This window comes from Bacillus massiliglaciei, assembly GCF_900098925.1.
GTDB lineage: Bacteria > Bacillota > Bacilli > Bacillales > DSM-1321 > Peribacillus > Peribacillus massiliglaciei.
In genome coordinates, this window is the sequence record NZ_LT622360.1 from 548,417 (window position 1) to 562,312 (window position 13,896).

The 13,896-nt window shown below is 41.9% G+C and carries 15 protein-coding genes and 1 other annotated feature; all 15 genes read left to right on the plus strand.

Annotated features, from left to right (window positions below; translation table 11 throughout):
* Nucleotides 1-142 precede the first annotated feature (142 nt).
* On the plus strand, nt 143-1,072 hold the full coding sequence (gene spoIIGA / locus BQ4305_RS19220) for a sigma-E processing peptidase SpoIIGA (protein ID WP_199880765.1): 930 nt from the start codon (nt 143-145) through the stop codon (nt 1,070-1,072).
* 36 nt (nt 1,073-1,108) lie between these two features.
* On the plus strand, nt 1,109-1,828 hold the full coding sequence (gene sigE, locus BQ4305_RS19225) for an RNA polymerase sporulation sigma factor SigE (protein ID WP_110929339.1): 720 nt from the start codon (nt 1,109-1,111) through the stop codon (nt 1,826-1,828).
* 145 nt (nt 1,829-1,973) lie between these two features.
* Nucleotides 1,974-2,753 (plus strand): RNA polymerase sporulation sigma factor SigG, encoded by a 780-nt coding sequence (gene sigG, locus BQ4305_RS19230; RefSeq protein ID WP_110929340.1) that lies wholly within the window; start codon nt 1,974-1,976, stop codon nt 2,751-2,753.
* Between the two features lie 203 nt (nt 2,754-2,956).
* Nucleotides 2,957-3,226, plus strand: coding sequence for a YlmC/YmxH family sporulation protein (locus BQ4305_RS19235; protein WP_110929341.1), 270 nt, complete (start codon nt 2,957-2,959; stop codon nt 3,224-3,226).
* Between the two features lie 51 nt (nt 3,227-3,277).
* Nucleotides 3,278-4,099 (plus strand): peptidoglycan editing factor PgeF, encoded by an 822-nt coding sequence (pgeF, locus tag BQ4305_RS19240; protein WP_110929342.1) that lies wholly within the window; start codon nt 3,278-3,280, stop codon nt 4,097-4,099.
* A gap of 6 nt (nt 4,100-4,105) precedes the next feature.
* Nucleotides 4,106-4,783 (plus strand): YggS family pyridoxal phosphate-dependent enzyme, encoded by a 678-nt coding sequence (locus BQ4305_RS19245; RefSeq protein WP_110929343.1) that lies wholly within the window; start codon nt 4,106-4,108, stop codon nt 4,781-4,783.
* 12 nt (nt 4,784-4,795) lie between these two features.
* Nucleotides 4,796-5,260: a cell division protein SepF gene (locus tag BQ4305_RS19250; RefSeq protein ID WP_110929344.1), complete on the plus strand. Its 465-nt coding sequence runs from the start codon at nt 4,796-4,798 to the stop codon at nt 5,258-5,260.
* Between the two features lie 6 nt (nt 5,261-5,266).
* A complete protein-coding gene (locus BQ4305_RS19255; RefSeq protein ID WP_110929345.1) occupies nt 5,267-5,530 on the plus strand; it encodes a YggT family protein in 264 nt (87 codons plus the stop codon).
* Nucleotides 5,531-5,578: 48 nt separating this feature from the next.
* The gene (locus BQ4305_RS19260; protein ID WP_110929346.1) at nt 5,579-6,352 is read left to right on the plus strand and encodes a YlmH family RNA-binding protein; all 774 of its coding nucleotides are present in this window, start codon (nt 5,579-5,581) and stop codon (nt 6,350-6,352) included.
* A gap of 82 nt (nt 6,353-6,434) precedes the next feature.
* Nucleotides 6,435-6,950 (plus strand): DivIVA domain-containing protein, encoded by a 516-nt coding sequence (locus BQ4305_RS19265; protein ID WP_110929347.1) that lies wholly within the window; start codon nt 6,435-6,437, stop codon nt 6,948-6,950.
* A 60-nt stretch (nt 6,951-7,010) separates the two neighbouring features.
* Nucleotides 7,011-7,267 (plus strand) — a binding site (T-box leader).
* 85 nt (nt 7,268-7,352) lie between these two features.
* Nucleotides 7,353-10,121, plus strand: coding sequence for an isoleucine--tRNA ligase (ileS, locus tag BQ4305_RS19270; RefSeq protein ID WP_110929348.1), 2,769 nt, complete (start codon nt 7,353-7,355; stop codon nt 10,119-10,121).
* Between the two features lie 136 nt (nt 10,122-10,257).
* Nucleotides 10,258-10,728, plus strand: a complete 471-nt coding sequence (lspA, locus tag BQ4305_RS19275; protein ID WP_110929349.1) for a signal peptidase II — start codon at nt 10,258-10,260, stop codon at nt 10,726-10,728.
* Nucleotides 10,721-11,635 (plus strand): RluA family pseudouridine synthase, encoded by a 915-nt coding sequence (locus tag BQ4305_RS19280; RefSeq protein ID WP_110929350.1) that lies wholly within the window; start codon nt 10,721-10,723, stop codon nt 11,633-11,635. The genes lspA and BQ4305_RS19280 overlap by 8 nt, the downstream gene beginning before the upstream one ends.
* A gap of 179 nt (nt 11,636-11,814) precedes the next feature.
* A complete protein-coding gene (pyrR, locus tag BQ4305_RS19285) occupies nt 11,815-12,360 on the plus strand; it encodes a bifunctional pyr operon transcriptional regulator/uracil phosphoribosyltransferase PyrR (protein ID WP_110929351.1) in 546 nt (181 codons plus the stop codon).
* Between the two features lie 140 nt (nt 12,361-12,500).
* Nucleotides 12,501-13,829, plus strand: a complete 1,329-nt coding sequence (locus tag BQ4305_RS19290) for a uracil-xanthine permease family protein (protein ID WP_110929699.1) — start codon at nt 12,501-12,503, stop codon at nt 13,827-13,829.
* Nucleotides 13,830-13,896 lie beyond the last annotated feature (67 nt).

Consider the following 13,896-nt stretch of genomic DNA (forward strand, 5'->3'; position numbering starts at 1 on the left):
TTCCCTTTAAAATATATTTCTACAAAAAAATGAAAAAATATTGAAAACCTCTTAATGTTTGAGTACAAATAGTGACACACTTTCCTTTGAAAGGTAAGCTATACTTTTTTCTAAGAGAAGCTTACAGGCTGGAGGGGAGGATTTGTATTTATATTTAGATATTATTTGGTTATTAAACTGGATTTTTGACACTTTGCTTTTATATTGGACGTCCGTTCTCCTGAAGAGCAGGGTGTCACTGTGGAGGCTTGCTTTAGGCGGGTTTGCCGGCTCCCTGATCGTACTGTTAGCCTTTACTCCCTATTCAAAGTTTGCCGAACATGTCCTGGTCAAAATATCTTTTTCGATTCTGATGGTGCTCATTGTATTTGGATACACCCGCTTAAAACATTTTTTTAAGGCGGCTGCCACTTTGTATTTTATAACCTTCTTATCCGGAGGAATATTGCTGGGGATGCACTACTTATTTGAAGAAAATATCTTGATGGCAAATCAGGCTATGGGATCAAGCATTAACCAATATGGGGATCCTGTAAGCTGGATTTTCATTGCAGTGGGATTTCCGCTTGCCTGGCTATTCTCGAAACATACTCTGGACGGAATGGAAATAACCAAACTTAATCATCAGCAGATGGTTGAGGTTATTACAAAAATAGAGGGATTTGAGGGACGTTTCCAAGGGCTGATTGACAGCGGAAACCAATTGTATGATCCGTTAAGCGGAGCTCCGGTTATGATTATTTCTTTAAAAGGACTTGAATCGGACATGCCCGCGGATATGCTCCCTGTTTTTGTAGATCCGGAACAATGGATGAAAGAGGAGGAGAACGGCTACAATTGCTCCTGGGCGGGACGAATCCGGATTATTCCTTATAAGGTAATTGGACATGAACATCAGCTTCTGACTGCGGTAAAGCCGGATTTTGTGCAAATTATCCAAGGCGAAAAAGAGTACCGTTTGACTAAAGTACTTGTTTCTTTTTCAAATTTGCAGCTTTCCTCAGATAAAAGCTATCAATGTATCATCCATCCTAAAATGCTGACGGGAATTCCGGGAAGCAACGCTTCATAACACGCAGCAAATGAAATATATGAAGGGGGTTTATTTGTGAAGAAATTTATTCTTCGCCTCAATTACTATTGGTATAAACTGCTGTTCAAACTTGGGCTGAAAACGGATGAAGTTTTTTATATTGGAGGAAGTGAGGCTCTTCCGCCTCCGCTATCAAAGGAGGAGGAATTGGTCTTAATCAATAAACTTCCTAAAGGGGATCAAGCGGCAAGGTCAATTTTGATTGAACGAAATCTGCGGCTTGTTGTCTATATTGCCAGGAAATTTGAAAATACCGGGATTAATATTGAAGATTTGATCAGCATCGGTACAATCGGTCTTATAAAGGCTGTTAATACATTTAATCCAGAAAAGAAAATTAAGCTGGCTACATATGCCTCCAGATGCATTGAGAATGAAATACTGATGTACCTGAGAAGAAATAATAAAATTCGCTCTGAGGTTTCATTTGATGAGCCCCTTAACATTGACTGGGATGGAAATGAGCTCCTGCTTTCAGATGTTTTAGGTACAGATGATGATATTATCACGAAAGACCTGGAGGCAAATGTAGATAAAAAACTGCTTATTAAAGCGCTGACCCAGCTTTCCGACAGAGAAAAACAAATTATGGAGCTTAGATTCGGCCTTGCCGGCGAGGAAGAAAAAACACAGAAGGATGTTGCAGATATGCTGGGGATTTCACAGTCCTATATTTCCAGGCTGGAAAAACGGATCATAAAAAGGTTAAGAAAAGAATTTAATAAAATGGTTTGATTTTTTCAGCAGAGTTGTGATTACAGCAAGGGCTGGCGTTAAACTCTCTAATGATAAAATTTTTTCAGAATAGCATTTATGCATATTTTTCCCTCCCGCGGAGATACTGATTTTTGTACAGCGCTCCTGTGAGGAGGGAATTAATTTGTCTCGAAACAAGGTTGAAATCTGCGGAGTCGATACATCAAAATTACCGGTTTTAAAAAATGAAGAAATGAGAAAGCTCTTTAAAGAAATGCACGAAGGCGATATTTCAGCTAGAGAAAAACTGGTAAACGGGAATCTTAGACTCGTATTGAGCGTGATTCAGCGCTTCAATAACCGAGGGGAATATGTAGATGATCTATTTCAGGTAGGCTGTATAGGATTAATGAAGTCAATTGATAACTTTGATTTAGGGCAGAATGTCAAATTCTCGACATATGCAGTCCCAATGATTATAGGGGAAATCAGACGATACTTGCGCGATAATAACCCAATCAGAGTTTCCCGTTCTCTGAGAGATATCGCCTATAAGGCATTGCAGGTAAAGGAAAAATTGATCAGTCAGACTCTTAGAGAGCCGACTGCTGAGGAAATAGCAAGAGTATTGGATGTTCCTCATGAAGAAATTGTTTTTGCCTTAGACGCCATTCAGGATCCCGTTTCACTGTTTGAACCGATTTACAATGACGGAGGGGATCCCATATATGTCCTTGACCAGCTAAGCGATGAAAAGAATAAGGACAGTACATGGATTGATGAGATCGCCATTAATGAAGGAATGAGGCGATTGAATGAAAGGGAAAAAATGATACTTAGAAAACGGTTTTTTCAAGGAAAAACCCAAATGGAGGTTGCAGAGGAAATTGGAATTTCTCAAGCCCAGGTTTCCCGTCTTGAAAAGGCAGCTATCCGTCAAATGAATAAAAATATTCAGCAATAAAGCTTCTGTTAATCGGTAAAGTGATGAGGACAGTGCAGCAAGATCTTTTTCGTTTGCACTGTCTGTCCTTACCGGTCTGCAGAGAGCTTTTTTATTTGCCCTCTGGGGAATTATCATTGTTTTCTTGATCTGTTCATATACATAAGAAATACGGAACGTGCGACTGCCGTTAAAGTTGTGACGAATAGGAGATGACTGAAACGATGTTCAGGATTTCTGAATTCCAGATTAAAGATATTGTTAACATTGCGGACGGACGTAAACTGGGAAATCTGGCTGATTTAGAGATTAACGTATCAACTGGAAAGATAGAAGCTATTGTAGTAGCCAACAGCGGCAGGTTTATGGGCTTTTTTTCTAGGGAACAGGATATCGTTATTCCGTGGCATAAAATCAAAAAGATTGGTTCGGATGTGATTCTGGTTGAATATTTCACACCGACTCAGCCTCACCTAACTGAAGAAAGGTTTTAAGCGGCGATTCGCGTTATAGTATGGTACACTAGAACAAAAAAGAGGTAAAAGATGAAGGAACCATTCATTTTATCAAAAGATCAATTTTTGCTGATTGAAGACTGGACGGCTGAAGATCCGAGACTGACAGCAGGATTTACAACAAAGAACGGCGGAATCGGAAAGACACCCTATTTTTCATTGAACACAGGTTTCCATGTTGGAGACTTGGAAGAGGATGTTAGGGGAAACCGTCAGATACTAGCAAAGGAATTAGATTTTCCTATAGAAAACTGGACAGGGGCAGAGCAGACACACGACATACGGATTGTAAAAGTAAAGAGTGCCGATTCAGGCAAGGGGGCATCAGATTATACATCAGGATTCCTTGCCACTGACGGATTATACACTTCTGACAGAAATGTTTTGCTTACGCTCTGCTTTGCTGATTGTGTTCCGTTATTTTTTTATGCTCCAAAGCACGTAATGGTTGGGACTGCCCATGCTGGCTGGAAGGGGACAGTTTCTGATATTGCGGGAGAGATGATCCGTCGATGGAATGAGGAAGGAATTGCTTCAGAAGATATTTTTGCGGCAATCGGTCCGTCCATTTGCCGCAATTGCTACATAGTAGATGACCGTGTAATGAGCAGAGTGCAAAAATTGCTGGAAGATAGTGACGAAAAGCCATATAATTTAATTAGTCATGGTCAATTTCAGCTTGACTTAAAAATGATGAATCAAATGCTGATTGAAAAGGCTGGTGTCCCTAAGGACCAGATACAAATATCTTCTTTATGTACAAGCTGCCATCAGGATTTGTTTTTTTCCCATCGAAGAGATAAGGGAAAGACAGGAAGAATGCTGGGTTTTATCGGTTGGAAGGAGGACTAATCCAAATTGAAAGTTGCAGATCAATTAAAAATCATCGAGAGACAAATAGAGGAAGCCTGTCTGAAAACCGGCAGGGAAAGCAATGAAATCACAATCATAGCAGTGACTAAATATGTTTCTGCAGCACGTGCCAAAGAAGCTTTAGAAGCAGGAATCACGAATCTGGGCGAAAACCGGGATGAAGGTCTACTTGATAAATATGAAGTTTTGAAAGACGAGCCTAACTGGCATTTTATTGGAACGCTTCAAACCAGAAAAGTAAAAAAAATAATTGATAAGGTCTCATATATTCATTCACTGGACCGGATTTCTCTTGCAGAAGAAATACACAAACGTGCCAAAGAACCGATAAAATGTTTAGTGCAGGTTAATATATCCGGAGAAGATACAAAGCATGGGATGCCTCGTGAGGATGTAATGGATTTTATCCGGGATATCAGCGCATACGACCGAGTAATTGTCTCCGGTCTGATGACAATGGCTCCGCTGACAGATGATAAAGAACAAATCAGATCCTGTTTTCGCCGATTGAAGGAACTTCAGGCTGAAGTGCAGGAAGCCCGCTTTAGCAATGCTCCGTGTACTGAACTGTCAATGGGAATGTCCAATGATTTCCCTATCGCGATTGAAGAAGGCGCAACCATGATCCGTATTGGGACTGCATTGGTGGGCAAAGAAATTTAAGGAGGAGATTGGATGTCGCTTGTAACAAAATTAAAATCTCTTTTCGCACTGGAAGATGAATATGAATACAGAGAAGAAATTGTGGAAGAAGAGCCGGAGGATTCCAAACAGCCGAAATCGACTAAATATGCTTCTTCTTCAACAACTTCAGGGGCTGCCAATCAAAATGTCGTAAGTTTGCAAAGTGTTCAGAAATCCTCTAAGGTAGTATTATTAGAGCCGCGGGCCTACGCAGAAGCGCAAGAAGTTGCGGATCATTTGAAGAACAGACGCGCTGTCGTAGTTAATTTGCAGCGTATACAGCATGAACAAGGAAAAAGAATTGTGGATTTTCTGAGCGGAACGGTTTATGCAATAAGCGGCGATATTCAAAAAATAGGCACGGATATTTTCCTCTGCACCCCTGACAACGTGGATGTATCAGGAAATATTACCGGTCTGGCGGCAGAAGAAGGATTTGATGAAACGAGGTGGTAATAGTAAATGATCGTATTATATAATGTGTTAAGCTATTTGCTGGAAATCTATTCAATCGCCTTGATTGTTTACATTTTCATGTCATGGTTTCCAAATGCAAGAGAATCAGCGATTGGACAGATGCTGACCCGTATTTGCGAACCGTATTTAGAACAGTTCAGACGTTTTATCCCGCCGCTGGGGATGATCGACTTTTCACCGATTGTTGCCTTGCTTGTGCTCCGTTTTGCCGGAGCCGGTTTGAATCAAGTCTTCAATTGGATTGCCTGAGTTTAGTGAGTTCCCAGAATTAGAGTATGTGGCGAGAGGTGTTTTATCATGAGTATTTACCAGCATTACCGGCCGGATGAAAAAGAGTTCATTGATCAGTCATTGGGATGGATTGATTTGGTTAAGAGAAACTATTCTCCTAAATTGACTGATTTTCTTGATCCGCGCCAGCAGCAAATCCTCACAGCCATTTTAGGAAACGATCCGGAAGCGGGACTGGAATTTTTCGGGGGCGGGGATCAGGCTGAAAGAAAGAGAGCCCTCCTTTACCCGGATTATTTGACTCCTCAGCTTTCAGATTTTCAGCTCGCTTTATATGAAGTGGTCTATCCGAGTAAATTTGTAACACTGGATCACCGGCAAGTGCTTGGCAGCTTAATGTCGCTTGGATTAAAGCGTGAAAAGTTCGGCGACATTCTTATTGCAAAACATCAGGTGCAATTTGCTGCAAGTGAAGAAATAGGTGATTATATACGTGCAAATTTGAACAAGATCGGACAAGCTTCTGTGACTGTCAAAAGAATTCCGTTAGAAAAAATAGCGGCAGAAGCCGAATCATGGATTGAACAAACCTGTACGGTAAGCTCTTTGAGATTGGACGCTGTTTTATCGACAATTTTAAATATTTCGCGTCAAAAATCTCAAGCTCTGATTGCAGGCGGAAAAGTAAAGCTGAACTTTAAGCAAACTGAATCTGTTACGGAGGACTGTTGTGAAGGAGATATACTTTCCGTCAGAGGGTATGGGCGCTGTAAGGTTTTTTCTATAGAAGGGAAAACGAAAAAAGATAAATGGAGAATTAATATAGGCAAAAAAAAATAATCATAGAGATACAGGGTTTATTATTTTTTTGTCGAATGGTAGACTTAGGTAGTGTAAGAGAAGAAATTTTGGAGGTGCCGTAATGCCCTTAACCCCTATAGATATACATAATAAAGAATTTAGCAAGGCTTTTCGCGGGTATGATGAAGACGAAGTAAATGAATTTCTTGATCAAATCATCAAAGATTATGAATTGATTTTAAGAGAAAAAAAGGATTTAGAAAGCAAACTTGAAGAAACGCATGATCGCCTTGGTCATTTTAATAATATCGAGGGAGCCTTGAATAAGTCCATTCTTGTTGCACAGGAAGCTGCTGAGGAAGTAAAGCGGAATGCACAGAAAGAAGCTAAGCTTATTCTGAAGGAAGCGGAAAAGAATGCTGACAGGATTGTAAATGAATCATTGGTTAAGGCAAGGAAGATTGCTATGGACATTGAAGATTTGAAAAAACAATCCAAAGTGTTCCGCACCCGTTTCAAAATGCTGGTCGAGGCACAGCTTGACCTCTTGGACAGCGAAGATTGGGATCATCTGCTTGAATACGAAGTGGATGCTTCAGATATGGAACTGCATACCGGCGGGAAAGAAGAAAATTAAACTGCCCTTGACTGTAAGCACTTTTATCGCATATAATTCATAACAATAATCTAATATGAAAAGCTGACTATGACAGGGACAGTAAATGCTCCATAGTTCTTTTTTAGCGAACCGGGGATGGTGGGAGCCCGGCAAAGAAAAGGCGTATTGAATATCACCCTCGAGTTCCGAATAGAACACTGCTTTTGCAGTCAGTAAATAAGGCGCTTCATTCACGTTACGGATGTTTGAGTGAACAGGACAGAACCTTTTAAGGAAGAGGAAATCCTGTTTAACTAGGGTGGTACCACGGGAAGCATAGCTCTCTCGTCCCTTTTGGGATGAGGGGCTTTTTTTATTGTCCGGAAACTGTTGCCTTTGCTTTTCTTTTACATTTATATTCAAAAATTGGAGGAAGAAGAGATGGAGTACAAAGATACATTATTAATGCCTAAAACTGATTTTCCAATGCGGGGAAACCTCCCTAAAAGAGAACCGGAAATCCAGGCTCGCTGGGAAGAGGAGAATATTTACCAAAAAGTTCAGGAGCATACTAAAGGGAGACCTTTATTCATTCTGCATGACGGCCCTCCTTATGCTAACGGCGATATTCATATGGGGCACGCTTTAAATAAAGTTTTAAAAGATTTCATTGTTCGCTTTAAATCTATGAACGGTTTTCATGCACCGTATGTGCCAGGCTGGGATACGCATGGTCTGCCAATTGAGACGGCTTTGACGAAAAAGGGTGTTAAGCGGAAAGAAATGACCGTGGCAGAATTCCGTAAATTGTGTGAGAAATATGCATATGAACAAATTAACAATCAAAGGGAACAATTTAAACGCCTTGGAGTCCGTGCTGACTGGGATAATCCGTATATTACTTTGAAGCCGGAATATGAGGCCCAGCAAATTAAAGTATTTGGCGGAATGGCGAAAAAAGGGTATATCTATAAAGGGAAAAAGCCGGTTAACTGGTCTCCTTCAAGTGAATCAGCTTTAGCTGAAGCTGAAATCGAATATCAGGATAAGCGTTCTGCTTCCATTTATGTTGCTTTTGAGGTGACAGATGGCAAAGGTGTGCTTGAAGAGGGAGTTAAAATTGTTATCTGGACAACAACTCCATGGACCATCCCTGCAAACCTGGGAATTTCTGTTCACCCTTCATTAAACTATGTTGTAGTTGCTGTCGAAGGCGAAAAATATTTGGTGGCTGAAGCGCTGCTTGAATCAGTTAAATCAGCGATTGGCTGGGAATCAGCTGAGATTGTTCAAAAAGTGTCAGGTTCACAATTAGACAGAATCATCGCGAAACATCCTTTGTTTGACCGTGAATCATTAGTCATGCTTGGAGAACATGTTACAACAGATGCAGGAACAGGCTGTGTTCATACTGCACCCGGACACGGTGAAGATGACTTCATCGTCGGTCAAAAGTATGGTTTGGATGTACTTTGCCCTGTTGACGAAAAAGGTGTTATGACAGAAGAAGCTGGTGAATTTGCAGGCTTATTCTATGATGAAGCCAATAAGCCGATCACTGAGAAGTTAAAAGAAGCGGGAGCATTGCTTAACCTGACTTTTATTACACACTCTTATCCGCATGACTGGCGGACAAAAAAACCAACCATTTTCCGGGCAACTCCGCAATGGTTTGCTTCAATCAAGGATTTCCGAAATGACCTGCTGGAGGCAGTAAAGGAAACAAAATGGGTGCCTGCATGGGGGGAAACAAGATTATTCAATATGGTCCGTGACCGCGGCGATTGGGTCATCTCCCGTCAAAGAGCATGGGGTGTGCCGATTCCAGTGTTCTATGCAGAGAATGGAGAACCGGTTATTACGGATGAAACGATTGACCATGTATCAAATCTATTCAGGGAGCATGGCTCCAATGTATGGTTTGAGCGCGAAGCAAAGGATCTTCTTCCAGAGGGCTTTACACATGAAGGAAGCCCAAATGGCACATTCACGAAGGAAACAGATATCATGGATGTTTGGTTCGATTCAGGATCGTCCCATCAAGCTGTGCTTGAAGAAAGGGAGGGGCTTCAGCGTCCTGCTGATCTGTATCTCGAAGGATCTGACCAATACCGCGGATGGTTTAACTCTTCTTTATCTACAAGTGTCGCTGTCACAGGCAAGGCTCCGTATAAAGGTGTCCTCAGCCACGGCTTTGCTTTGGATGGAGAAGGACGCAAAATGAGCAAATCTATCGGAAATGTAGTTGTACCGTCTAAGGTTATGAACCAACTGGGAGGAGATATTCTCCGTCTATGGGTTGCGTCTGTTGATTATCAGGCCGATGTACGTGTTTCAGATCCTATTTTGAAACAGGTTGCTGAGGTGTACCGCAAAATCCGCAACACATTCCGTTTCTTGCTTGGAAATCTTGCTGGGTTTAACCCTGAAACGGATAAGGTGGCAGTCGATGAACTTCGTGAAGTGGATCAATATATGATTTTGAAATTAAATCATTTGATTAGAGGTACGAAGAAAGCTTATGACGAGTATGAATTCTCAGCTATTTATCACATGGTTAATAATTTCTGTACACAAGACTTAAGCTCATTCTATTTGGACTATGCGAAAGATATTCTATATTGCGAGGCGCCAAATGGCAAAGACAGACTGGCTATTCAGACCGTTTTGTATGACGTGCTGGTAAGCCTGACTAAGCTTCTGTCTCCGATTCTTCCGCATACTGCTGATGAGGTTTGGGCCTTCGTTCCGGATGTAGAAGAAGACAGTGTTCAGCTAACACTGATGCCTGAGGAAATTGCTGTTCAAGATGCTGCCCGCATCGAAGAAAAATGGAATGAATTCATGAAACTTCGTGACGATGTGTTGAAAGCTCTTGAGGAAGCAAGAAATGAAAAAGTAATCGGAAAATCCTTGAATGCTCAGGTTGAGGTTTTTGTTACAGAAGAAACAAAAACGCTGCTTGGTACAATCCAAGAAAGCTTTGAACAGTTATTTATCGTATCAAAATTTAGCGTAGCAGGATCATTCGAACAGGCACCAGAAGATTCTCTGAAACTGGATAAGGCAGCCATCTTGGTCACTAAAGCTTCCGGTGAAACATGCGAACGCTGCTGGAATGTGAGTGAACAAGTAGGAACAGATGAAGAGCATCCGACTCTTTGTAAAAGATGTACGGAAGTAGTCAAAAATCATTTTGTAAATAAATAAGCAGTTACAGGGCCAGATCCCGGGGGAGGGGTCTGGCCCTGTATATATGCGGGCCTGTCCCTTATAAGATTAGGTATTAATTCCGCTATTGTGCTACAATGCAAAAGAAAGATTGATTAGTTTGGGGGAAGTTGATGTGCGTTTTTATTTGACTGCGGTATTGATTATTATTCTGGATCAAATAACAAAATGGCTGATTGTATCCAAAATGGAATATGGAGAAAGCATCCAAATTATAGAGAATTTCTTTTATATTACTTCGCACAGAAACAGGGGGGCTGCCTGGGGAATTCTCGAAGGTCAGATGTGGTTTTTTTATCTGATTACCGTTGTTGTTGCCGGGGCCTTGATTTACTATATCCAAAAAATGGGCAAGAAGAGTGTGTTTCTTGGGGTTTCCCTATCCTTCATGCTTGGGGGAGCTATCGGCAACTTCATTGACCGCATCGCCCGGCAGGAAGTAGTTGATTTTATACATACATATATTTTCAGCTACAGCTTCCCGATTTTCAATGTTGCTGATTCAGCTCTGACCATTGGTGTTGTATTGCTGATCATCTATATGCTATTTGAAGAGAAATTGACTAAGGAGAGAACGAATGAATAAAGAAACATACAGCGTTGGAGAAGAATGGAAGGGCATCAGACTTGATAAAGTGCTGTCTTCTATGAATGATGAGTGGTCGAGAACACAGGTGCAGTCTTTAATCAAAGACCAGATGGTCCTGGTGAATGGCTCTCCAGTGAAGACCAATTACAAATGCAGTGCTGGAGAAACCATTGAAGTAACGATTCCTGATCCGGAAGAACTGGACGTTGTACCGGAGGAAATGGATTTAGATATTTACTATGAAGATGCGGATGTATTAGTAGTAAACAAACCGCGCGGAATGGTTGTGCATCCTGCGCCGGGTCATGCTGGCGGTACTCTGGTCAATGGGTTGATGGCTCATTGTAAAGACTTATCCGGCATTAATGGGGTCATGAGACCGGGCATCGTCCATCGGATTGATAAGGATACTTCAGGTCTGCTGATGGTCGCCAAAAATGACATGGCCCATGAAAGCCTTGTTCAGCAGCTGGTTGACAAAACTGTTACTCGAAAATATACGGCCATTGTCCATGGTATAATTCCTCATGATCATGGGACAATAGATGCTCCGATCGGACGGGATAAAAGAGACCGTCAAAGTATGACAGTGACGGACGAGAATTCGAAGCATGCCGTAACGCATTTCAGAGTAATCGAGCGATTTAAATCATTCACGGCTGTAGAATGCCAGCTTGAAACAGGAAGGACCCATCAAATCAGGGTTCATATGAAATATATTGGCTTTCCTCTTGCAGGAGATCCGAAATACGGTCCTAAAAAAACACTGAAGATCGATGGACAGGCTCTCCATGCCGGTCTCCTTGGCTTTATCCACCCGCGTTCGAAGGAGTATGTGGAATTTGAAGCACCTTTGCCTAAAGAAATGACAGATTTGCTTGAGTATCTTAGAAAAAGTAATTGACATCCTATTAAAAAACCTATAAAATGAAAATAACTTAATGAACCTTTAACACAGTCCAGAGAGGCTGAGAAGGTAAGACGGATTTACGGTTCTGCTGCCGTATAAACCCCTCATTCCTTCTTATAGGTATGAGGGGTTTTTTGTTAAAGGGAACATCAGGCAGGAAAGGAAGACGGAATATGGGAAATGAAAAAGCAATCGTGCTCGACGAACAGGCCATATCCAGAGCCTTAACAAGAATTGCCCATCAAATTATCGAGAAAAATAAAGGAATCAGCGACTGTGTATTGATTGGAATCCGAACCAGAGGGATTTTTATCGCTAACAGACTGGCCGAACGAATCAAGCAAATAGAAGGCAACTCAATTGATGTCGGGGAATTGGACATCACCTTATACAGAGATGATTTATCTAAGAAATCGAATGACGGACAGCCGATTGTAAAAGGCTCTGACATCCCTGTTAATATTACGGATAAAAAAGCAATTTTAGTGGATGATGTTTTATATACCGGCAGGACGGTCCGGGCTGCCATGGATGCCCTTGTTGATATTGGAAGACCATCGCAGATCCAACTTGCTGTTTTGGTGGACCGGGGCCATCGGGAATTGCCGATCAGGGCTGATTTTGTCGGAAAGAATGTGCCGACATCCCAGTCTGAAAAAATATCCGTGACACTGACTGAAGTAGATTCAGTGGATCAAGTAAGCATTTTAGAGAATTGAATAGAAGGCCCTTTTTAAAAGGCGGTCCAGAGAGACTGACAAAGGGGATGGAACATGAAGGCTTCCTGTTAAAGGGAAATCTTTTGTGAAACCCTCTTTGTAAATTACAAAGAGGGTTTTTGCATTTAGAGACAGCAGTGATGCAACTAGGAGGAGTAGCAGTGGAACAGCATATAGAGAAAAAAGCAATGTACGATGTAGAAGACATACCAAAGCCAGGACATTGGCTTACACTGAGTTTACAGCATTTATTCGCCATGTTTGGCGCAACAGTGCTGGTGCCTTTCCTAGTAGGATTAAGCCCCGGAGTAGCCCTAATTTCAAGCGGACTTGGGACTTTATCCTATTTACTCATAACCAAAGGAAAGATTCCTGCATATCTGGGTTCATCCTTCGCGTTCATTTCTCCCATCATTGCAGCGAAGGCATCGGGAGGCCCTGAAGCGGCGATGATTGGCTGTTTTGCAGCCGGCTTAGTTTACGGTCTTGTAGCCCTGATCATTTATAAGACTGGGCTGAATTGGCTGATGAACATTCTGCCGCCTGTTGTAGTGGGTCCTGTCATTATGGTGATTGGTTTGAGCCTGGCTCCGACTGCAGTCAATATGGCCATGTATATCAATCCTAATACAGATAATCAGATTTACAGTGCAACAAACATCTCGATTGCTCTTATCACATTAGTTGTTACGATTATCGGCAACATCTATTTCAAAGGATTTTTCGGGCTTATACCGATTCTGGTCGGAATCACGGTCGGATATATTTGTTCCATCTTTGCCGGCATTGTTGATTTTGAACCAATCCGGCAGGCAAAATGGTTTGCGATGCCAGATTTTATGGTTCCGTTTGTCTCTTATACCCCCACATTTTCATGGGGAGTCGTTGCCATTATGATTCCGGTTGCGGTCGTGACGCTGTCAGAACATATTGGACATCAGATGGTTCTGAGTAAGGTTGTGGGAAGAAACTTTCTTGAAAAGCCAGGCCTGCACCGTTCAATACTCGGCGATGGAGCAGGCATTGTCATCGGGTCGATCATCGGCGGACCGCCGTTGACTTCTTACGGGGAGAATATTGGAGTGCTTACAATGACAAGGGCATACAGCGTATATATTATCGGAGGAGCAGCGCTGACAGCTATCATCTTTGGTTTCATCGGGAAGGTTTCTGCAGTAATCAGCTCGATTCCATCTGCTGTAATGGGCGGGATTTCAATCCTGCTTTTCGGGATCATTGCTTCTAGCGGTCTGCGAATGCTGGTAGACAATAAAGTGAATTTTGATGAGAAGCGCAATTTGATGATTGCTTCGGTTATATTGGTACTTGGCATTGGCGGAGCCTTCCTTAAGCTGAGCGATGAAGTGTCTCTTTCTGGTATGGCTCTTGCAGCTATAGTGGGCGTCCTGCTCAATCTTATATTGCCGGGCAAAGAAAAAGCTTCATCGGATATGTTTAGCAATGAATAAAAGAATATAAAGTATCACCTTTTAAGAAAAGTCCAGAGAGGCTTGAAAGGGTGTTAACTATAAAGGC

What these genes read in the sequence shown, in the direction of transcription:
- BQ4305_RS19235 (WP_110929341.1), top strand. Translation starts at nt 2,957, where the DNA reads ATGTTCAGGATTTCTGAATTCCAGATTAAAGATATTGTTAACATTGCG.
- pgeF (WP_110929342.1), top strand. Translation starts at nt 3,278, where the DNA reads ATGAAGGAACCATTCATTTTATCAAAAGATCAATTTTTGCTGATTGAA.
- BQ4305_RS19250 (WP_110929344.1), top strand. Translation starts at nt 4,796, where the DNA reads ATGTCGCTTGTAACAAAATTAAAATCTCTTTTCGCACTGGAAGATGAA.
- BQ4305_RS19255 (WP_110929345.1), top strand. Translation starts at nt 5,267, where the DNA reads ATGATCGTATTATATAATGTGTTAAGCTATTTGCTGGAAATCTATTCA.
- BQ4305_RS19260 (WP_110929346.1), top strand. Translation starts at nt 5,579, where the DNA reads ATGAGTATTTACCAGCATTACCGGCCGGATGAAAAAGAGTTCATTGAT.
- BQ4305_RS19265 (WP_110929347.1), top strand. Translation starts at nt 6,435, where the DNA reads ATGCCCTTAACCCCTATAGATATACATAATAAAGAATTTAGCAAGGCT.
- ileS (WP_110929348.1), top strand. Translation starts at nt 7,353, where the DNA reads ATGGAGTACAAAGATACATTATTAATGCCTAAAACTGATTTTCCAATG.
- BQ4305_RS19280 (WP_110929350.1), top strand. Translation starts at nt 10,721, where the DNA reads ATGAATAAAGAAACATACAGCGTTGGAGAAGAATGGAAGGGCATCAGA.
- pyrR (WP_110929351.1), top strand. Translation starts at nt 11,815, where the DNA reads ATGGGAAATGAAAAAGCAATCGTGCTCGACGAACAGGCCATATCCAGA.
- BQ4305_RS19290 (WP_110929699.1), top strand. Translation starts at nt 12,501, where the DNA reads ATGCAACTAGGAGGAGTAGCAGTGGAACAGCATATAGAGAAAAAAGCA.